Origin of the sequence: Bradyrhizobium sp. 604_D8_N2_3, assembly GCF_051810765.1 — a bacterium.
GTDB classification, from domain to species: domain Bacteria; phylum Pseudomonadota; class Alphaproteobacteria; order Rhizobiales; family Xanthobacteraceae; genus Bradyrhizobium; species Bradyrhizobium barranii.
In genome coordinates this window covers 1,790,671-1,809,726 of record NZ_JBPWPM010000001.1, presented here as the reverse complement: position 1 = coordinate 1,809,726, position 19,056 = coordinate 1,790,671, and the positions used below count along the sequence as shown (strand labels likewise).

General features: G+C 65.8%; 19 protein-coding genes. 10 read left to right on the top strand and 9 right to left on the bottom strand.

The features are described 5' to 3' along the window. Positions 1-17 precede the first annotated feature (17 nt). Genes AB7245_RS08450 through AB7245_RS08440 form a run of 3 tightly spaced genes read right to left on the bottom strand, consistent with a single transcriptional unit; the run spans position 18 to position 3,821 of the window. Positions 18-2,279 (bottom strand): xanthine dehydrogenase family protein molybdopterin-binding subunit, encoded by a 2,262-nt coding sequence (locus AB7245_RS08450; RefSeq protein ID WP_135215545.1) that lies wholly within the window; start codon positions 2,277-2,279, stop codon positions 18-20. Continuing rightward, positions 2,272-3,327: an FAD binding domain-containing protein gene (locus tag AB7245_RS08445; protein ID WP_085403234.1), complete on the bottom strand. Its 1,056-nt coding sequence runs from the start codon at positions 3,325-3,327 to the stop codon at positions 2,272-2,274. Before AB7245_RS08445 ends, AB7245_RS08450 begins: the two co-directional genes overlap by 8 nt. Beyond that, on the bottom strand, positions 3,324-3,821 hold the full coding sequence (locus tag AB7245_RS08440; protein ID WP_085403233.1) for a (2Fe-2S)-binding protein: 498 nt from the start codon (positions 3,819-3,821) through the stop codon (positions 3,324-3,326). Before AB7245_RS08440 ends, AB7245_RS08445 begins: the two co-directional genes overlap by 4 nt. A gap of 252 nt (positions 3,822-4,073) precedes the next feature. On the opposite strand from AB7245_RS08440, the gene AB7245_RS08435 reads away from it, so the two are divergent. After that, complete coding sequence (locus AB7245_RS08435; protein WP_193560905.1) at positions 4,074-4,724, top strand: TetR/AcrR family transcriptional regulator; 651 nt, start codon at positions 4,074-4,076, stop codon at positions 4,722-4,724. Between the two features lie 65 nt (positions 4,725-4,789). Beyond that, positions 4,790-5,197: a DUF4864 domain-containing protein gene (locus tag AB7245_RS08430; protein ID WP_085403231.1), complete on the top strand. Its 408-nt coding sequence runs from the start codon at positions 4,790-4,792 to the stop codon at positions 5,195-5,197. On the opposite strand, the gene AB7245_RS08425 is transcribed toward AB7245_RS08430, so the two are convergent. Continuing rightward, a complete protein-coding gene (locus tag AB7245_RS08425) occupies positions 5,194-6,459 on the bottom strand; it encodes an MFS transporter (protein ID WP_071916413.1) in 1,266 nt (421 codons plus the stop codon). The genes AB7245_RS08430 and AB7245_RS08425 overlap by 4 nt on opposite strands. 150 nt (positions 6,460-6,609) lie before the next feature. Here AB7245_RS08425 and AB7245_RS08420 point away from each other — a divergent pair, with 150 nt between their 5' ends. The 8 genes from AB7245_RS08420 to AB7245_RS08385 all read left to right on the top strand — a co-directional run bounded on the left by AB7245_RS08420 (position 6,610) and on the right by AB7245_RS08385 (position 14,050). Next, positions 6,610-7,047, top strand: coding sequence for a hypothetical protein (locus tag AB7245_RS08420; protein WP_085403230.1), 438 nt, complete (start codon positions 6,610-6,612; stop codon positions 7,045-7,047). 79 nt (positions 7,048-7,126) lie between these two features. Beyond that, positions 7,127-7,411: a hypothetical protein gene (locus AB7245_RS08415; protein WP_085403229.1), complete on the top strand. Its 285-nt coding sequence runs from the start codon at positions 7,127-7,129 to the stop codon at positions 7,409-7,411. Positions 7,412-7,420: 9 nt separating this feature from the next. Further along, positions 7,421-8,845, top strand: coding sequence for a TolC family protein (locus AB7245_RS08410; RefSeq protein WP_085403228.1), 1,425 nt, complete (start codon positions 7,421-7,423; stop codon positions 8,843-8,845). A gap of 13 nt (positions 8,846-8,858) precedes the next feature. Continuing rightward, positions 8,859-10,190 (top strand): copper oxidase, encoded by a 1,332-nt coding sequence (locus AB7245_RS08405; protein ID WP_085403316.1) that lies wholly within the window; start codon positions 8,859-8,861, stop codon positions 10,188-10,190. 32 nt (positions 10,191-10,222) lie between these two features. After that, entirely contained in the window at positions 10,223-10,678 is a 456-nt protein-coding gene (locus AB7245_RS08400; RefSeq protein ID WP_028149531.1) for a cupredoxin domain-containing protein, read from the top strand. A gap of 14 nt (positions 10,679-10,692) precedes the next feature. Then, complete coding sequence (locus AB7245_RS08395) at positions 10,693-10,995, top strand: copper-binding protein (RefSeq protein WP_085403227.1); 303 nt, start codon at positions 10,693-10,695, stop codon at positions 10,993-10,995. Positions 10,996-11,409: 414 nt separating this feature from the next. Continuing rightward, the gene (gene flhA / locus AB7245_RS08390) at positions 11,410-13,551 is read left to right on the top strand and encodes a flagellar biosynthesis protein FlhA (protein WP_071916417.1); all 2,142 of its coding nucleotides are present in this window, start codon (positions 11,410-11,412) and stop codon (positions 13,549-13,551) included. 295 nt (positions 13,552-13,846) lie between these two features. Beyond that, a complete protein-coding gene (locus AB7245_RS08385) occupies positions 13,847-14,050 on the top strand; it encodes a hypothetical protein (RefSeq protein ID WP_014497685.1) in 204 nt (67 codons plus the stop codon). A gap of 270 nt (positions 14,051-14,320) precedes the next feature. On the opposite strand, the gene AB7245_RS08380 is transcribed toward AB7245_RS08385, so the two are convergent. The 5 genes from AB7245_RS08380 to fliJ all read right to left on the bottom strand — a co-directional run bounded on the left by AB7245_RS08380 (position 14,321) and on the right by fliJ (position 19,056). Next, positions 14,321-15,541, bottom strand: coding sequence for an NAD(P)/FAD-dependent oxidoreductase (locus AB7245_RS08380; RefSeq protein ID WP_135215542.1), 1,221 nt, complete (start codon positions 15,539-15,541; stop codon positions 14,321-14,323). 115 nt (positions 15,542-15,656) lie between these two features. Further along, the gene (locus AB7245_RS08375) at positions 15,657-16,616 is read right to left on the bottom strand and encodes a helix-turn-helix transcriptional regulator (RefSeq protein WP_135215541.1); all 960 of its coding nucleotides are present in this window, start codon (positions 16,614-16,616) and stop codon (positions 15,657-15,659) included. Positions 16,617-16,811: 195 nt separating this feature from the next. Next, positions 16,812-17,873, bottom strand: coding sequence for an anti-sigma factor (locus AB7245_RS08370; protein ID WP_085403224.1), 1,062 nt, complete (start codon positions 17,871-17,873; stop codon positions 16,812-16,814). 37 nt (positions 17,874-17,910) lie between these two features. After that, positions 17,911-18,456 (bottom strand): sigma-70 family RNA polymerase sigma factor, encoded by a 546-nt coding sequence (locus tag AB7245_RS08365; protein ID WP_041955015.1) that lies wholly within the window; start codon positions 18,454-18,456, stop codon positions 17,911-17,913. Between the two features lie 180 nt (positions 18,457-18,636). Next, positions 18,637-19,056 carry a flagellar export protein FliJ gene (fliJ, locus tag AB7245_RS08360; protein ID WP_439034192.1) on the bottom strand — a complete coding sequence of 140 codons (420 nt, stop codon included), beginning with the start codon at positions 19,054-19,056 and terminating at the stop codon, positions 18,637-18,639.

Below are 19,056 nucleotides of genomic sequence, written 5' to 3'. Positions count from 1 at the left end.
CGTCCCGCCTTTTTGCCTCAACGCTGGGTCAGCAACTCCTCGATCTTGATCGGGAAACGACGCACCCGCACGCCGGTCGCATGCCACACCGCGTTGGCGACCGCGCCGGCGCTGCCGGTAATGCCGATCTCCCCGACGCCCTTGATGCCGAGCGCATTCACATGCGGATCGTGCTCCTCGACCGTGATCACGTCGAGCGGCGGCACGTCCGCATTCACGGGGATGTGGTACTCGCCGAGATTGGCATTCATGATCCGGCCGCTGCGGCGGTCGGTGATGGCTTCCTCATGCAGCGCGAAGGACATGCCCCAGATCATGCCGCCGAACAGCTGGCTCTTCACCAGGTGCGGATTGACGATGCGCCCAGCCGCGAAAGCGCCGACCATGCGGGTGACACGGACCTGGCCGAGTTCGGGATCGACCTTCACCTCCGCGAACACCGCGCCATGGGCGTGCATCGCATACTCCTCCATCGCCGCAGGATTTGGCGCACCGGTGCCGCGGGCCTCGATCTCGGCAACGCCCGCACGGGCGAGGATCTCGACGTAGCTCTCGCCGCGGCTCTCGTCGTCGCGCCGGATCAGCCTGCCGTCGCGCGCGATCACGCCGGCATTGCCGGCACCGAACAGCGGCGAGCGCTCGTCACTGGTGGCGAGATCGGCGAGCTTTGCGACCACGGCCGCACCGGCGCTATGGATCGCAGCACCCGCGGTCGCGGTGTGCGCCGAACCACCGGCAATGCCGGCGTCGGGCAAGTCGGATGAACCAGCCTTGAACTCGACACGGTCGATGTCGAGCCCGAGTTCGTCGGCCGCGATCTGGGCGAGTGCCGTCCAGGCGCCCTGCCCCATGTCATGCGCGCCGATTTCCATCGCGCCGGAGCCGTCGCGGCGGATGACCGCGCGCGCTTCGGCCTGGAACATCAGCGCTGGGAAAGTCGCCGTGCCCATGCCCCAGCCGACGAGAAGGCCGGCATCATCACGCATCTGCCGGGGCTGGAGCGAACGCTTCGACCAGCCGAAGCGCGCCGCGCCCTGCTCGTAGCAAGCACGCAGCGCCTTGGACGAAAACGGCTTGCCAGTGATCGGCTCGACCTCGGCGTAGTTCTTCAGGCGGAAAGCCAGCGGATCGATGCCGCACGCCCAGGCCATTTCGTCGATCGCGCTTTCGAGCGCGATCGAGCCGGTGGCCTCGCCGGGCGCACGCATGAACAGCGGTGTACCGGTGTTGACGCGCACGGCGTCATGCGAGGTGCGGATTGATGGGCTGGCATAGAGTGTATGCGAGGCGTCCGCCGCGGGCTCGTAGAAATCGTCGAACGTGCTCGACACGGTCCGGGCGTGATGATCGAGCGCAGTCAGGCGCCCTTCGCCGTCCGTGCCAATGCGCAGCCGCTGACGCGTCGGTGCACGGTGACCGACCGGGCCGTACATCTGCTCACGGCGCAGTACCAGCTTGACCGGCTTGCCGACCAGCTTTGCGGCCATGATGCCGAGGACCGGCGGACCGGCCATCAGCCCCTTCGAGCCAAAGCCACCGCCGAGGAACGGGCTGCGGATGTGGATCTTGTCATGCGCGATGCCGAACAACTCTGCCACGCGCGCAAGCGACAGCATCAGACCCTGGGTCGGCATGTCGATCTGCAAATTGTCGCCATTCCATGCGGCCACTATCGCATGCGGCTCCATCGCGTTGTGATATTGCGGCGGCGTTTCGTAAAGCGCGTCGATCTGCTTCTCGGCCGCGGCAAGGCCGGCCTCGACATCGCCGAGGTGATTTTCGGTGGGGTTGCCGACGCCGACGACCGGCGGCACGTAACTCTCGCCGGCATCGAGACCGACCAGCGCAGGCAGCGTCTCGTAGCGCGGCGCCAGCAGCACCGCGCCTTCAGTCGCGGCCTCCAGCGTCTCGGCGATCACGACGGCGATGGGCTGGTTGGCGTAGCGGACCTCATTGCTCTGCAAGACCTCCATCCGGAACACGAACGGATTGGTTTTGATTTCAGGGTCGATCGCAAGCTGTGGCTTGTGGTCTGGTGTCATGACGTCGACGACGCCGGGATGGCGTTTTGCGGCGGCGACATCGAGCGAGGTGACGCGGCCATGCGCGATGCTGGCGACCGCCATCACGGCAAGCAGCATGCCGGGCGGATGATTGTCGGCGGCGTAGGTCGCCTGCCCCTTGACCTTGAGGACGCCGTCGCGGCGGGTCAGCGGCTGACCGATGTTCGAGCCGTGGCGCAGATGGGCGGGAGAGCTGGACAGATTAAGCTCAGGCATGGATGGCTCCGGACGTCGAGGCAAAGGGAGAGGCCGGCAGCGCGGGGATGCGCGCGGGCGTACCGGCGGCGGCAAGGGTCAGCGCGCGCACGACGATGCGGCGTGCGAGCTCGATCTTGAAGGCGTTGTCGCCGGACGGCTTTGCGTCGGTAAGCGCGCGCCAGGCGGCTTCCTGAAAAGCGTCGCTCGTCGGCGCGACGCCCTTGAGCACATCTTCCGCGGCGCGGGCACGCCAGGGCTTTGCGGCGACGCCGCCGAGCGCCAGCCGCGCCTCCGCGATCTTGCCGTTCTCGATCCGCAACGCAGCCGCGGTCGAGACCACGGCGAACGCGTAAGACGTGCGCTCGCGAACTTTCAGATAGCGCGCATGTGCGGCAAAGCTGCGTGCGGCAGGCGGCAGGCGCACCGCGACGATGAGGTCGCCGGGTTCGAGCGCCGTTTCACGCTCGGGCGTATTGCCCGGCAGGCGATGTAGCGCGTCGAGCGCGATCTCGCGGCGGCCGTTCCTGCCCTCGATCTCGACGACGGCATCGAGCGCGACCAGAGGTACACAGAAGTCCGACGGATGCGTGGCGATACAGCTCTCGCTCCAGCCGAGCACGGCATGCGTGCGGTTCTCGCCCTCGCGCGCGTCGCAGCCAGAGCCCGCCTCGCGCTTGTTGCAGCGGCTGGCGGTGTCGTAGAAATAGGCGCAGCGCGTCCGCTGCAGCAGATTGCCGCCGACGGTCGCGGCATTGCGCAGTTGCGCGGACGCACCGGAGAGCAGCGCCTCAGCAACGGCCGGGTAGGACTTCGCGAAGTTTGCGTCATGCGCGAGATCGGCGTTGCTCACCAGCGCGCCGATGCGCAACGATCCGTCGGCGAGAGTCTCGATCTGATCGAGTCCGTCGAGATGCGTGACATCGACCAGCCGATCCGGTCGGCTGACGCCGCCCTTCATCAGATCGAGCAGATTGGTGCCGGCGGCGAGATAGGCAGTGCCCGGCTTAGCGGCCGCCGCAACGGCCTCGGCCACTGTGGCCGGCCTGATATAATCGAACGGTTTCATGCGGAGCGCCTCTGATTGGATTCGTCCGTGCCGGCCTGGGCTTCCAGCACGGCATCGACGATGCCGGCATAAGCGCCGCAGCGGCAGAGATTGCCGCTCATGCATTCGCGGATGCGCTCGGGATCGTTGCCGGCCTGCGCCTCTTGCATCATGCCGATCGCGCTCATGATCTGGCCGGGCGTGCAGAAGCCGCACTGAAAGCCGTCATGTGCGATGAAGGCCGCCTGCACGGGATGAAGCTGGTCGCCGCGCGCGACGCCTTCGATGGTGAGGATGTCGGCGCCGTCATGGCTGATGGCCAGAGCAAGACAGGAGTTGATGCGCTTGCCGTCGACGAGAATGGTGCAGGCGCCGCACTGGCCGCGATCGCATCCCTTCTTGGTTCCGGTCAGATGGAGGCGCTCACGCAGGAGATCGAGCAGCGTGACGCGCGTATCGTCGAGGACGAAGTCGCGCCGCGCACCGTTCACGGTGAGGCTGATGGAGTGGTTCATACAAGGCTCCGATCAGATATGGACATGAGTCATCGGCCAGCGCGCCACCTCCGTGGCCGCTGTCGATATGCGTTGGCCAGGCGGAACCCAGCCAACATCTCAAGGAAGATACGGAGGCACCCTCCGCTTAACAAGGGTCGCCGAAAAATATTTGGAATTCGTCAAAAGCCCATGCGCAGACAACGCGATGCAGCCTTGCAAGGGTTCATTGCGAGGGTTCAATCTAACCAATTCGTGATCTACATTACCGTCATGGACGACCAGACCGACCAGATTCGGAAGCCCCGCGCCGATGCCGTGCGCAATCGCGAGCGCGTGCTCGAGGCGGCGAAAATCGTGTTCAACGCGGGCGGTCCCGAGGCAAGCCTGGAAGCCGTCGCAAAACGCGCCGGGGTCGGTATCGGCACGCTCTATCGGCATTTTCCAACTCGCGAGGATTTGTTCGAGGCGGTGTACCGGCGCGAGGTCGAGCAGCTCAGCGAGCTCGCTGAGCAATTGAAGAACGCCAAGGACCCGGTCGACGCGCTGCGGCGCTGGCTGCGCTCCAATGTCGAATTCGTTGCCACAAAAAAGGGCATGTCGGCCGCGCTGGCGCTGACGTTCCAGAGCTCGTCGGAACTCGCGGCGTTCTCGATGGACCGGCTCACCAAGGCGATCGGCTCGCTGCTCGACCGCGCGGTCGCGGCCGGCCAGATGCGCGGCGATGTCAGCCCGGAGGATCTGCTCAGGGCACTCGTTGGCATGTGTTACATGCACGACCAGCCGGGCTGGCAATCCTCGGTGCTGCGCATGCTCGACGTGTTCGTGGACGGGCTGCGGGTGCAGCCGGCCGGCAAGTCCGGCACCAAGGCCAAGGCGCGTGCCGCCAAGCCCGCAAAGCCCGCGGTGAAACGGAAGCGATAGCACGCCGTATTTCGCTGAGGGCGTGCTAGGATTGGCATCGCCGGGATTTCAACGCGGAGCCTGTCATGCGCATCGCCACCTTGCTCGTCGCCCTTATGATTATCCTTGGTGCCGCTCCAGCATGCGCCGCCGACGTTACTGCGGCACAGGGCGTGATCCGCGCCCAGGAGCAGGCTTTCGCGCGCGACGATGCGGCCGCGGCCTATTCCCACGCCGCGCCGGCGATCAGGGAAATCTTCCCCGCCCCTGACATCTTCATGTCCATGGTGCAAAACGGCTACGCGCCGGTCTACCGGCACAAGAGCTTTGAGTTTGGCGAGAGCAGGAGCGAAGGCAACTGGATCTCCCAGCACGTCCACATCATCGACGCCAACGGCGAAGCCTGGGAAGCGCTCTACACACTCGAGCAGCAGGCGGACGGCAGCTACAAGATCACCGGTTGCTCGCTGCTGAAGGTGGGACGAGAAGTCTAGGTCGCAAAACCCGGTCCCGTCTTGACCGCGTTCATTCGCGACCGGATCAGCAGCGTCAGCACGATGCCGACATTGAGGGCATTCCACGCCACGCCGTTCGCGAACGCCGCAGCGTAGGAGCCCGTCGCGTCGAAGATGACGCCCGACACCCAGCCGCCGAAGGACATGCCGAACACCGAGGCGAAGATCACGATGCCGACGCGGGTTGCCGCCTCGCTCGCCGGCATCGCCTCGCGCACGATGATGGCGTAGCTCGGCACGATGCCGCCCTGAAACAGGCCGAACATCGCGGAGATCAGATAGAGCGAAGTCAGGCTGTCGAAAAACAGATAGAACACCAGCGCAAAGCCCTGCGCCAGCGATCCGACCAGCAGCGTGCGGATGCCGCCGATCTTGTCGGCAAGGTAACCCGAGCCGATGCGGCTGACGATGCCGCAGGCCATCATCAGCGACAGCATCTCGGCGCCACGCGCCACGCCGTAACCGAGATCGCCGCAATAGGCGACGATGTGCACCTGCGGCATCGCCATGGCGACGCAGCAGGAGATGCTGGCGATCGAGAGCAGCACGGTCAGCGTGTTGGTCGAAAGCTTGAGATCGACCTGCGGCGGCCGCGCATTGGCGTGATTGCGGACCTTGTCGTCGCCCATCTGTGCGCGCAGGACCAGCACCAGGATCGTCATCAAAACCACGCAAACGAGGGCGATGCCGATATGCGTGGTGCGCCAGCCGATCGTCTGCATGCCCTCGCTGATGAGCGGCGGCCACATCGTGCCCGCGACGTAATTGCCGCTCGCGACGATGGTCACGGCAAGTCCGCGATAGCGCTCGAACCAGTGCGAGGCCTCCGCCATCAGAGGCGCGAAGGTCGCCGAGGTGCCGAGCCCGATCAGGAAATAGGCCGCGACGAACTGCCAGAGCTGGGTCGAGAGCCCCGCCAGCACGTTGGCAACGCCAATGAAAGCGATGCTGATCGCCATCGCCGGCACGATGCCGAACTTGTCGGTGATCTTGCCGGCGATCACGCCGCCGAGGCCGAAGCCGAACATCATCAGCGTGAAGGCCAGCGACACCGCTGCTCGCGTGGCGGCGAACTCGGTCTGCACGACGGGAATCACCACGACGACCGCCCACATGCCGACGCCGCCGATCGAACCGATCAGCAGCGCAAGCAACAGCCGCACCCAAGCCTGACGCGAATCAGGGGTGAATGAGGCCGGTCTCTGTCCTGGAAGATTTGGCGCGTGCACAGGCCGGACCATGTTCGCTGACCGCCTTGGGGTCAAGCATCGTGCCGCGATATTGGGCATGCGCGGTGCACTGCGGTAAGAAGATGCTTGGCGAAGCCGCGCTTTGCCATTAGTTTGCAATCTGCGTGTGCAACATTGCCGCGCGAGGAGCCTATCGGCGGAATGCTGTTGCGATTGACGCGATCGATGCGGATCAGGGTGGGGCGGATCATCGCCCTCGCCTATCTGTTCTGCGTGCTCGCGCCGGCAGCAGCCCTCGCCTGGGGCAGCGGCCCGGCGCCGTGCCTCGACGACGCGCTCCTCGCCGATCTCGTGCCGGTGCATCACGAGATGCAGGCCGGCCACGTGCATGACGGTGTGTCGCATGACCACGCAGGCCTGCACGCGCATCACCAGGCTGCCGCACAGGATGCGCCAGCCCAACATCACCATGACGGCAAGGCTGGCCCGTGCTGCGCGATGATGTGCGTGAGCGCCCTGCCGGCCGACCTGCCCGGCATCGCCAAGCCGCTGCAGCCTATTTCCGCCTGCGCGCCCGAGATCGTGGTCAGCCTGCACAGCGCGGCGCCGCCTCAGCGCTACCGCCCTCCCATCGCCTGATCTGACGCGACGACGTCAGGACCGCACGCGCATCCGCGCGCGCGAACCTGTGGTCTCTACGACAGATCAGGGATGACTCATGCTTACGCTTTCCGGGGCGAAGTTCGCCGCCGCATCCGCGGCGCGTGGACGACACTTTCGATTCAATTGGCCGCTGCTGGCCGCAATCGCATTGATATTGTCCGGCTGCATGCCGGCAACTGTGCCCGTGGCCGGCGCCGATCCTGCCGATCCGGCGGCGAAGGTCGCGCGCGTCGGCTATCGATCGACGATTGCGCCCTATACCAGCCTGCGGCCCGCGACGCCGGGGCCATGGCGCGACCGCAACGACGCTGTCGCACCGCAGCCGAAGCAAGACCGGTAGGGGCGCGCCATGACGCATCATTTTGCGCGGGGCCTGCTCGTGCTCACTGCGCTGGGACTCTCCGGCTGCATGGCATTCTCGCCGGACGGAGGCATGACGACGGTCTCGGAGCTCACCAGCCAGACCATCAACAAGGACGTCGCCTTCGTGCGAACGGCCGAAGGCGCGGAGGCCGTCAACGCGACCGTCCGCCGCTTGCTGGCACGCACGCTGACCACTGAGACGGCCGTGCAGATCGCGCTGCTCAACAACAAGGGATTGCAAGCGACCTATAACGAGCTGGCGCTGGCCGAGACCGAGTTGGTCGAGCAGAGCCTGCCGCCCAATCCTGTGTTCTCGATCTCGCGCATCGCAGGCAATGGCGCGAGCGAGATAGAGCGTCAGGTAGTTGGCGACATCCTCGCGCTGGCCACCCTGCCGTTCCGCTCCGACATCGCCCGCGACCGTTTCCGTCAGGCGCAATTGCGCGCGGCGTTGGCGACGCTGCGGCTGGCCGCGGATGTCCGGCGCGCCTATGTCCGCGCAGTCGCCGGCAACGAAATGGTGGCGCTGCTCACCGACGCGAAGGCGACGGCGGAATCGACGGCGCAGCTCGCGGTCAAACTCGGCGACACCGGTTCGATCAACAAGCTCGACCAGGCCCGCGAGCAGGTGTTTTATGCCGAGACCACGGCCGACCTCGCCACCGCGCGGCAGGCGGCAACGAGCGCGCGCGAAAGGCTCGCGCGCCTGATGGGGCTGTGGGACGGCGGCCTCGACTTCCGTCTGCCCGATCAACTGCCGCCGCTGCCGCGCCGGCCGCAGGCACTGCCCTCGATCGAGGCCGATGCGGTGGCCCATCGCATCGATCTTCAGATCGCGCGGCTGGAGCTGACGGCGCTGGCAAAGTCACTCAACCTCACCGAGGCGACGCGCTTCGTCACGCTGCTCGACCTCGCCGGTATCTCCCGCCGCACCCAGGATCCCGAGGGCCCGCCGTTCCGCGAACGTGGTTTTGACGTGCAGTTCCAGATCCCGATCTTCGACGGCGGCGAGGTGCGGGTGCGGCAAGCGGCGGAGACCTACAATCTCGCCTTCAACCGCCTGACCGAGCGCGCCGTCAACGTTCGCTCCGAGGCGCGCGATGCTTATCGCGCCTATCGCTCCAGCTACGACATCGCCAGCCATTATCAGCGCGAGATCCTGCCCCTGCGCAAGATCATCACCGAGGAGATGCAGCTGCGCTTCTCCAGCATGCAGGTCGATATTTTCGCGCTGCTCACCGAAGCGCGGCAGCGCCTGGCGTCGCTGCGCGGCGCGATCGATGCCAAGCAAAAACTCTTCCTCGCCCAGTCCGACCTCCAGACTGCCGTCAACGGCGGCGGCGCACCTGCGTCGGGCGGCGACACTTCAACCACCATCGCCGCGGCAGCGCCTGCCGATGGCGGTCACTGAGATGGAGGCCAACATGTATTCCCGCCGAGGATTTTTGGGCACCGCCGCGCTTGCCAGCGCGTCAGCCGTCAGCGGCCGTGTGCAGGCCGCGTCCATTCCGGAAGCGCCTCACATGGACAAGGTGGTGATGCAGCCGCCGCTGCATCCGATCAGCGGCCCGGACTACCGCCCCGTGGTCACGCTGAACGGCTGGTCACTGCCGTTCCGCATGAACGGCGACTGGAAGGAATTCCATCTCGTCGCCGAACCCGTGGTGCGCGAGTTCGCCGAAGGCATGAAAGTGAATCTGTGGGGCTATAACGGCCAGTCACCGGGCCCGACCATCGAGGCGGTCGAAGGCGACAAGATTCGTGTCTTCGTCACCAACAGGCTGCCCGAATACACCACCGTGCACTGGCACGGCATGATCATTCCCAGCGGCATGGACGGTGTCGGCGGACTGACGCAGCCGCACATCCAGCCGGGAAAAACCTTCGTCTACGAGTTCGAGATGAAGAAGAGCGGGACCTTCATGTACCACCCGCATTCCGACGAGATGGTGCAGATGGCGATGGGCATGATGGGCATGGTCGTCGTGCATCCGCGCGATCAAAGCTTCCGGCCCGTCGACCGCGACTTCGTCTTCGTGATGAGCACCTATCGCGTCGATCCCGGCACATACCTGCCGCAGGTCAACGAGATGACCGACTTCAACATGTGGACCTGGAATTCGCGGGTGTTTCCCGGCATCGATCCCTTGCCGGTCAGGCTCGGCGACAAGGTGCGCGTGCGCATCGGCAATCTCAGCATGACCAACCATCCGATCCATCTGCACGGCCACAGCTTTGCGGTGACCTGCACCGATGGCGGCTGGATTCCGGAGAGCGCGCAATATCTGGAGACGACCACCGATGTACCCGTGGGCGCGGTGCGGGTGTTCGACGTGCTCGCCGACAATCCCGGCGACTGGGCGTTCCACTGCCACAAGTCGCACCACACCATGAACGCGATGGGGCACGAGGTGCGCAATCTGATTGGCGTGTCGCGCAAGGACCTCGCCAGGGCCGTCGGCAAGCTCGCGCCCGATGCCATGGCGATGGGTTCGACCGGCATGGCCATGGGCAACATGGAGATGCCCGCGCCCGACAACACGCTGCCGATGATGACCGGCACCGGTCAGTTCGGGCCGATCGAGATGGGCGGCATGTTCACGGTGATGAAGATCCGCGACGACCTCGCGCGCGACGATTACCGCGATCCCGGCCCCTACCAATTCCCGCAAGGCACCGTCGCCTACGAGGTCACGCCGCCGTCCGCCGAGCCGGCGCGGCAGCAAGGCGCGCCGATGAAGAACATGAAGATGTGAGCGTTTCGATGAACCACCAACTGGAGAACAAGATGAAGAAGACGATCAAACTCGGACTTGCGCTGGCTGCGCTTTCGACCGCACCGGCGTTTGCCCACGACCAGCACGGGCACGGGACCTTTTCGGCCGGCGAGCCCGGCGATCCCAGGAAGCCCGCGCGCACGATCGAGATCCTGCTGAACGAGATGGACTACGCGCCCGCCAGGATCGAGGTCAAACGCGGCGAGCAGATTCGTTTCGTGCTGCGCAATGTCGGCAAGGAGGACCATGAATTCCTGCTCGCCACGACGAAGGAGAATCTCGCGCATGCCGTGGAGATGAAGAAGCATCCGCACATGGAGCACGACGATCCCAACGGTGTCCGGCTCGCACCGAACAAGACGGCCGAGATCCTCTGGAAGTTCAGCAAGGCCGGCACGTTCGAATTCTCCTGCCTGATTCCCGACCACCGCGACTACGGCATGGTCGGCCACGTCACCGTGAAGTAACAAGGAAGACTCCCATGAACCGCACCATCCGTATCGCCGCAGCGCTGGCGCTGACCGTCGGCCTTGCCGCCGAAGCCTTCGCGGCCCAGGGCGCCGCGATCAGCGGCGAGGTCAAGAAGATCGACGAAGGCGCCGGCAAGATCACGCTCAAGCACGGACCGGCGAAAAGCCTCGGCATGGATGAGCCCATGACCATGGTCTATCGCGTCAAGGACCCCGCTTTGCTCAAGCAGGTGAAGGTCGGCGACAAGGTGACCTTCGAGGCCGAGGAGGCGGCCTCGGGGTATACGGTAACGACGATGCAGAAGGCGCAGTAGGGCTACGTCCTCCGCAGCTGATTTCGGCGCCAAACGCTTCCACAACGTCATGGCCGGGCTCGTCCCGGCCATCCACGGCTTGGGCGCGACATGAAGAACGTGGGGATCCCCGGGCCTTCGCCGCGCCGAAGCGGCTTGGGCCGCGCAGGCGGGACAAGCCCGGGCATGACGACTTCGTCCCTGCCAGGTGCCCGAAACACCCCGGTCTGACCTCCTGCCGCACCCTCCGTTAACCCTTTGCTAACCATACACCCGGCAAGAATTGCCGAGTGAAGTCGAGTGTCGTCAGCCGCGTAGAACGGGAGGTTCCCCGTGGACGCCAGTGCGGTGCCTCACTTTCGAAACGGCGGCCCTTCGGCCGCCGCGCAGACATTTGGGGCGCGCGGACGGCAGTCGCGCGGGGGAGCAGCTACCATGGTCGACGTCACCGCGGGACAGGGCGTAGGCAGCACGAACGCCGGCTTCCCGACCCTTACCGAGATCGGCAACATCCTCAAGCGCGGCGATATCGCGCTGGCGCTCGGCGTCCTCACCATCCTGGTGGTGCTGATCCTGCCGCTGCCCGCGATCGTGCTCGACCTGTTCCTGGCGATCTCGATCACGCTCTCGATCCTGATCCTGATGACGTCGCTGTTCATCCAGGCGCCGCTGGAATTCTCCGCCTTCCCGACCGTCCTCCTGATCTCGACGATGCTGCGCCTGTCGCTGAACATGGCCTCGACCCGCCTGATCCTGTCGCACGGGCACGAGGGCACGGATGCCGCCGGTCACGTCATCGAAGCCTTCGGCAGCTTCGTGATGGGCGGCAATTTCGTCATCGGTATCATCGTCTTCGCCATCCTGATCATCGTCAACTTCGTCGTCATCACCAAGGGTTCGGGCCGTATCGCCGAAGTCGCCGCCCGCTTCCACCTCGACGCCATGCCCGGCAAGCAGATGGCGATCGACGCCGATCTCTCCGCCGGCCTGATCGACGAGAAGGTCGCCAAGCAGCGGCGCAAGGATCTGGAGGACGAGAGCGGCTTCTTCGGCGCCATGGACGGTGCCTCCAAATTCGTTCGCGGCGATGCCATCGCGGGCCTTTTGATCGTCTTCATCAACATCGTCGGCGGCATGATCATCGGTGTCGCGCAGCAAGGCCTCTCCTTCGCCGATGCCGGGCGCAGCTACACGCTGCTGACCGTCGGTGACGGCCTCGTCACCCAGGTGCCGGCGCTGATCGTTTCGACCGCGGCCGGCCTGCTCGTCTCCAAGGCCGGCGTGTCCGGCGCCGCCGACAAGGCGCTGATGAAACAGTTCTCCGGCTATCCGCAGGCGCTGGCGATGTCCGCGGCGGTCATGCTGGTGCTGGCGGCGCTGCCGGGCATTCCGACCATCCCCTTCCTGGCGCTCGGCGGCGGCGCCGGTGCGCTCGCCTGGCACGCCCGCAACCGCAACCGGGCGACTGCCAGGGCTGACGAAGTTGCAAAGACCGCACCCGCTCCGGGAACGCCGGGTTCACCTGGCGCCGCTGCGGCCGAAGAGCCGATCTCCGCCGCGCTCAAGATCGACGATCTCAAGATCGAGCTCGGCTATGCGCTACTGCCGCTGGTCAACGGCCCTGATGGCACCGACCGCCTCACCGAGCAGATCAAGGCGCTGCGCCGCTCGCTCGCGATCGAGATGGGCTTTGTGATGCCCGCCGTGCGCATCCTCGATAACGTCCAGCTCGAAGCCAACACCTACATCATCAAGATCAAGGAAGTGGACGCCGGCACCGGCAAGATCTGGCCGAACCAGTTCATGGTCATGGACCCCGGCGGCAGCCAGGTGCAGGTGCCCGGCATCCATACCACCGAGCCGACCTTCGGCCTGCCCGCAACCTGGGTCGATGCCAGCCTCAAAGAAGAAGCCTCGCTCAAGGGCTACACCGTCGTCGACGCCGCGACCGTGCTCTCGACCCACCTCACCGAGCTGCTCAAGGCCAACATGTCGGACCTGCTCTCCTACGGCGAGGTGCAGAAGCTGCTCAAGGAGCTGCCGAAGGAGCAGGGCGAGCTGGTCAAGGACATCGTGCCGGGCCAGGTCACGGTCTCCGGCATCCAGCGCGTGCTGCAGCTGCTGCTCGCCGAGCGCATCTCGATCCGCGACCTCTCGACCATCCTGGAAGGCATCGCCGACTCGCTCGCCTTCTCGCGCAATCCCGCGACCATGGTCGAGCATGTCCGCGCCCGCCTCGCGCGGCAGATCTGCGCGCAAAACACCTCCTACAGCGGTTATCTGCCGCTGATCGCGCTGTCAGCGCGGTGGGAACAGGCCTTCGCCGAATCCATCATCGGCCAGGGCGAGGAACGCAGCCTCGCGATGCAGCCCTCGAAGCTGTCGGAATTCATGACCGGCGTGCGCGAGGCCTTCGAGCGCGCCGCGCGCGAAGGCGAGGCGCCGGTGCTGGTCACGTCTGCGGCAATTCGTCCCTTCGTACGCTCCCTCGTCGAGCGGTTCCGGGCCCAGACGACGGTGCTGTCGCAGGCTGAAATCCACCCCAGGGCGAGATTGAAAACGGTCGGAAGCATCTGATTTGCCTTAAGAAGCCGTTTGTTTTTCGGCCACAGGCAAATGGTTTTTGAGTTCCTGGCGCCTTGTCGACCAAATGCAAACAAGGCGCCTCGCAAGCACATTACACCTTTGAAATAATTATATAATCGAACGATTGAGGGGTCGCTTTCGATCGCGATCTTTCACGTCCTGTCACGCTCTTGTGATCGCCCCTTGGGAACGAATCCCCCCAATACTAGGTTGTTGGGGACCGGAAGCATGAACCTCCCCCAACAGGGTAGCGACTACTTCGGGTAGATGGCGGCAGGAGCCTTCCATGAACCACTCGATTTACAGCGCCGATCGCTCGACCCACTTGAAAATCGTGGTCGTAGCCCTCGTCGCCGGCATCGCGGTGGCAGGCTTCGGCATCACGGCGGCGCGCACGGGTTCGGACGAAGGTCTGACCCAGACCGCCCGCGTCATCAAGGCCGGCAAGCCGGTTGTTATCACCAGCTCGAACGCATCCCTCGTTCGATAAGGAGATTTGACGAGTTTTGTGAATTCACGCGGCTCTTTACCAGCCCCCCAAAGTCGCCACGTGGATATGTAGACGACCCCAACCCCAAGTCGACTACGGAAAGCGCCCGCCCCCCACGGGCGCTTTCTCATGTCTGGGGTACCTCGTCATTGCGAGCGTAGCGAAGCAATCCAGACTGTCGCCGCGGTAAGATTCTGGATTGCTTCGCTACGCTCGCAATGACGGAGCAATTGGCACAGCCGCGATCCTCCAACCAGCCCCGATCAAATTCTACCGCGCCCCATAAGTCGGCGGCGGCGCCTGGACCGTCGGTGCTGCCGCAGCGAAGAGCTCGGCCTTGCTACCGGTGAGCGGCGGGTAGATGCGCTTGCAGTTGATGGTCTGCTTGGTCGCCTTTGCGGCCGCGCCAGTGGTGCGAACCTCGCGATCCCACCCTTCGGTATAGAGCGCGCCCCAGCCGCCGAGGTCGAGCACGGTCACGTACCAATCGATGCGCAGCGGCAGCATCGGCAGGCCCGCCAGATCGGCTACGACGTTGTGACCGGCGAAGCGGCCCATGGGACGGGCGAACTGGCAGGACATCACCGTCGGGTGCAGTCCATCGACCACGCTCGAGGCGACGTCGCCGGCGGCGAACACGCCCGGCACATCGGCCACCCGCATGAAAGGATCGACCAGCAGGCGGCCGAGGCGATCGCGCGCGCCCGCGAAGCTCTCGGCCAGCCGGCTCGCGCGCATCCCGGCGCACCAGATCACGGTTTGCGCCGGGATGAACTCGCCCGAGCTCAGGTGCATGCCGGCGGCCTCGACGGACACGACGCGCACGCCAAGCCGCGTCTCGACGTCGAGCGAGGCCAATGCCGTCTCGATGACGGGACGCGCATGCGCGCCGATGGTGGCGCCGACCGCAGGGTTGGGATCGACCAGGACGATGCGGCGGCTGCCGGTGATGCCGACGCGCGCCAGCCTGTCCGGCATCTCGGCCGCCACCTCGATGCCGGTGAATCCGGCGCCGACCACCACGACAGTCGAGCGCCCCGGCGAGGGCGCGCTGTGTCCGAGCGAGACGAGATGATTTTCGAGGATGAGCGCGGCGGCATAGGTATCGACATCGAAAGCATGCTCGGCAAGGCCGGGGATGGCGGGACGCATCACTTCGCTGCCGAGCGCCAGCACCAGGCGGTCGTAGCTCAGCGTCTCCTCGCCCCCGCTCGTGACGAGCGAAATCTCGCGCCGTGCCGGGTCGATGGCTTCGACCTCGCCAATGCCATGAGTGACGCCGATCGGATCGAGCAGTTGCGGCAACGGCAGTGCGACCTCGCTGAGGTCGGCCTCGTAATTGCGCACGCGGATGTTGTGATAGGGATTGCGATCGACGACACGGATCTCGATGTCACGGCCGGCCGCGCCGATCTCGTCGCGCCTGCGCGCGGCGCCGATGGCCGCCCATAGACCCGCAAACCCCGCGCCGAGCACGACGATACGCGCCATGTCCGTTTACTGCTTTGTCCAAGAATTCCGGCGGCCTGCCCGCGCAGGCAGATATAGCTCATTCGACCGGATCGACCAACTGCGGCGGCGCCGCTCCGCTGCATAAAATCGCGGCTCAGGCCTCGCGCAGCTCCGACGGCGTCGCGCCAAAACGCTTGCGGAAGGCGCGGTTGAAATAGGACAGGTCGGAGAAGCCCGAGGAATGCGCGATGTCGCTGATCTTGCGCGCCCTCGCGCGGGGATCGCCGAGCAGCTTGCGCGCCAGCACCAGGCGCTGCTCCAGCACGAATTCGGTGAAGGTCGTGCCGGCCTGCTCGAACAAGCGTTGCGCCTGGCGCGGGCTGAGCCCTGAGCGCGTCGCGATCTCGGACAGACAGAGATCGTTGCGGCCGAGCGCGGCCATCACGTCGGCACGCATGAGATCGAGACGGGCCGCCGCATGTCCGCGACCGCGCGCGAGGCTTGCATGCTCCGCATCGGTGCCGAGCAGCAGGCCGACGAGATCGATCACGTGCTGCGCGGTCAGGCGCTGGCCGACGGCGTCGAGATGCGGCGCGTGGTTGGCGGCGAGTGCGTGGTAGCGGAAGATCGTCTCGGCCACCGCGCCGTCCGAGAGCACTTGCGACAGCTTGTCCTCGGCACGCGGATTGATGTCGAGCAGCGCGCGGCGCGGCATGCGGATGCTGGTGAAGCGATCTTCCTGGGTGTGGCCGACGGTGCCGGTGACGCCCATGTCGACAAGCACCATCTGCGCAGGCGCAAGTTCAACGGTGTGGCCGTTCTGCCCGACGCGGACTAGACCCGCATGCGCGGCGATCAGGACCAGATCGTCGCTGCCGTCGGCCAGATGGCTCTGCGTGCGCGAGTATTGCGCGGAGGCACCTTCGGGAATGGCCAACGCGATATTGTCGACCACGCTGACCTGGAGCCGGCAATCGATGTTGTCGCCATGGCTCGGCCCGACGTCGAGGCCGCAGGGACCGAAGGCCCGCTCGCGCCAATGTTCGAAGGCCGGACCATGCGGAAGGCCCGCATATTGGTGGACGAAGATGCCCGGCGTCTTAGCTGCGTCCATCTGACTTCTAGCCCCTTTTCCGGCGCCATGATGTGCGGCGCCGACTGCAAATTCCGGGCATTTGACGCCGTGGATTGCGGGGAGGTTCAACGCGGGAGTGGATTCGGCGGGACTTGTCGGGGTGCGACGGCTGGACGGACCTTGGCGACGGTCGAGCGCCGTGTGCGCTCCATCCGGGCTACGGCGCCACGACACCTACTTCTTCGCGGGCGCCTGCGGCTGAGACGGCGGCACGGTCTCGATCAGCTTGCCGGAAAACACCGGAGCCGAGGTCGGCTGGCCGTTGGGCGAGCCGCCGGCCTGCTCGACGGTGACGGCGTAGGTCGCACCGTTGACGACCTCGGGATCGAAGGAGCCGAGCACCGGGCGCGCGGTGAAATCGCCCGCGCCAATCACGCCAAGCGAGCGCGGACGCGGCAGCTTGTCGGAGATCAGCCAGAGCTCGAAGCTCTTGCCGGCCTCCGGAGTCGCGCCCACCTTGCGCACGGTGAAATTCCGCGTCGCGCCGTCGACGGTGAGGATGAAGGCGGGACCGCCGCCCTGGCCCTGCAACAGCGCGACATACTGCGCAGCAGCCGTGAGCGGCGCCGCCGGCGTCTTCACTTCCACCGTCTGGATGCGCGGCGCCGGGCGCAAGCCGCCCGGCAGCGCATCGGGCTGGAAGATCTGAAGCGACAGCGTCACCAGCAGTGCAGCCGCAAGCGCGCCCACCGCGGAGGCGATCGTGCGCCAGCGTTTCACGCGGCCCTCGAGCCGGATGACATTGCTGTTGTCGGCAACCGGCGCCGGCGGCGCGCGCGCGACGTCAGGATCGGGTGCATGGACCTGCGGCATGAATATCGGCGCGATGTCGGGAAGCGCATCGGGTGCCGGCCGCGCCGTCCCGGGCTGCTCTGCTTCGGAAGGCTGCAGCTCCGGTTGCGGCACGGCGTCCGGCGCCAGCTCAGGCGGTGCAGCTTCGATCGAGGAGGACTCGGGCACAGGTGGCGGCGGCGGCGAAGCTTCCGGCGCAGGCGTCTCCTGCGCAAAGTCCGTCCGCGCAAGCTCGGACCGGATGTTCTCCCACACGATCGGACGCGGCTCGACCGAGCCGACCATCTGGTTGAGGACGCCGAGCCGGTAAGCCCAGGCCTGCACGACATCGGCGAACGCCTTGTCCACGGCCATCATGGTCTCGACCTGCGCGCGCTCACTGGCGTCGAGCGTACCGAGCGCATATTCCGCGGCGAGCGCGATATGGTCCTCCGTGTAGGCCATCACTTCCAGTCCAGAACCACCCTCACAATGCAAGTCCTCATAGTCCGAGGCACTCGCGGATATCCAACATGCTGCGCCGGAGCCACGTCTTCACCGTGTTGACGGGCGCGGCGAATTTTTCCGCCAATTGCTCGCGGCTCCAGCCGTTGTAATAGGCGAGAAGCACGAGCCTCTGACGATCCGGCTCGAGCCGGCCGATGCATTCCAGGAGCCGCTTCAACTCCTCGGTCATCTCCCTCCGCGCCAGCGGATCGGGGCTGTCGGCAGCGACTTCCATCGCCTGCGGCTCTTCCTCGATGGAGACTTCCGTCTTCTTGCGCACGATGTCGATGGCGCGGTTGCGCGCGATCGATGCCATCCATGTGATCGGCGACGACAAGGCCGGATTGAACTGGCCCGCGCCGTTCCAGATCTTGACGTAGGTCTCCTGAATGACCTCCTCTGCGAGATCCTGTCGACGCAAGATACGGAGCACGACGCCATAGAGTTTCGCGCGCGTGGCGACGTAGAGGCGCTCGAACGCGGCCTGATCGCCCCTGGCGACCTCCCCAATCAGCCCGACCAGCTCTGCTGGCGTCAGCATTCAGCCCCCCACGCACGGCCTGTCGCGTTCGGCGCAGGCCCTGGCACTCCGCTACCATAGCGCGCGGCAAAGCCCATCACCAAGGGGCGGCGCGCCACACTGTGGATAGCAAACGCGAAACCCGGACCTTGCGGGTCCGGGTTCGACGAATTCTCGGCTGTTGGACCGCTGGCTGCGCCGTCAGGCGACGGCGCCGATGCGGGCGCGCATCAGGCCGATGCTGTCGAGGTCGGCCTGCTCGCGGACGTTTTCTTCGGCGCGCTCGCGGGCCTGGTCACGCTCGTCGAGGAGCTCGACCTTCTTCAGTTCCTCGAAGGCTTCGGCCAGCGCGGCCTTGGCTTCGTCGAGCTGGCCCTTCAGTTCGTCGGCCGAGCGGGTCAGGTTCTCGCGGCGCTGAATCGCGGCCTTGGCATAGGTCGGATAAGCGAAGTGCGAGGGATCGTTGATCCCGGCACGCTCCTGCTCGGTCGTGATCTCGCGTTCAAGATCGGTCGACATCCGCTGGAAGTCGGCGATCATGGTCTCGATCTGGGTGACCCGGCGGCGCTTCTCGTCGACCTGAAATTTCTTCAGGCGGATGAGGGTATCACGTGACTTCAT

Excerpts from the sequence above, each read along its gene's own strand:
- AB7245_RS08395 (WP_085403227.1), top strand. The coding sequence starts at position 10,693 with ATGAACCGCACCATCCGTATCGCCGCAGCGCTGGCGCTGACCGTCGGC.
- fliJ (WP_439034192.1), bottom strand. The coding sequence starts at position 19,056 with ATGAAGTCACGTGATACCCTCATCCGCCTGAAGAAATTTCAGGTCGAC.
- AB7245_RS08420 (WP_085403230.1), top strand. The coding sequence starts at position 6,610 with ATGCTGTTGCGATTGACGCGATCGATGCGGATCAGGGTGGGGCGGATC.
- AB7245_RS08365 (WP_041955015.1), bottom strand. The coding sequence starts at position 18,456 with ATGCTGACGCCAGCAGAGCTGGTCGGGCTGATTGGGGAGGTCGCCAGG.
- AB7245_RS08415 (WP_085403229.1), top strand. The coding sequence starts at position 7,127 with ATGCTTACGCTTTCCGGGGCGAAGTTCGCCGCCGCATCCGCGGCGCGT.
- AB7245_RS08425 (WP_071916413.1), bottom strand. The coding sequence starts at position 6,459 with ATGGTCCGGCCTGTGCACGCGCCAAATCTTCCAGGACAGAGACCGGCC.
- AB7245_RS08375 (WP_135215541.1), bottom strand. The coding sequence starts at position 16,616 with ATGGACGCAGCTAAGACGCCGGGCATCTTCGTCCACCAATATGCGGGC.
- AB7245_RS08380 (WP_135215542.1), bottom strand. The coding sequence starts at position 15,541 with ATGGCGCGTATCGTCGTGCTCGGCGCGGGGTTTGCGGGTCTATGGGCG.
- AB7245_RS08405 (WP_085403316.1), top strand. The coding sequence starts at position 8,859 with ATGTATTCCCGCCGAGGATTTTTGGGCACCGCCGCGCTTGCCAGCGCG.
- AB7245_RS08400 (WP_028149531.1), top strand. The coding sequence starts at position 10,223 with ATGAAGAAGACGATCAAACTCGGACTTGCGCTGGCTGCGCTTTCGACC.
- AB7245_RS08445 (WP_085403234.1), bottom strand. The coding sequence starts at position 3,327 with ATGAAACCGTTCGATTATATCAGGCCGGCCACAGTGGCCGAGGCCGTT.
- AB7245_RS08410 (WP_085403228.1), top strand. The coding sequence starts at position 7,421 with ATGACGCATCATTTTGCGCGGGGCCTGCTCGTGCTCACTGCGCTGGGA.
- AB7245_RS08370 (WP_085403224.1), bottom strand. The coding sequence starts at position 17,873 with ATGGCCTACACGGAGGACCATATCGCGCTCGCCGCGGAATATGCGCTC.
- AB7245_RS08435 (WP_193560905.1), top strand. The coding sequence starts at position 4,074 with ATGGACGACCAGACCGACCAGATTCGGAAGCCCCGCGCCGATGCCGTG.
- flhA (WP_071916417.1), top strand. The coding sequence starts at position 11,410 with ATGGTCGACGTCACCGCGGGACAGGGCGTAGGCAGCACGAACGCCGGC.
- AB7245_RS08440 (WP_085403233.1), bottom strand. The coding sequence starts at position 3,821 with ATGAACCACTCCATCAGCCTCACCGTGAACGGTGCGCGGCGCGACTTC.
- AB7245_RS08430 (WP_085403231.1), top strand. The coding sequence starts at position 4,790 with ATGCGCATCGCCACCTTGCTCGTCGCCCTTATGATTATCCTTGGTGCC.
- AB7245_RS08385 (WP_014497685.1), top strand. The coding sequence starts at position 13,847 with ATGAACCACTCGATTTACAGCGCCGATCGCTCGACCCACTTGAAAATC.
- AB7245_RS08450 (WP_135215545.1), bottom strand. The coding sequence starts at position 2,279 with ATGCCTGAGCTTAATCTGTCCAGCTCTCCCGCCCATCTGCGCCACGGC.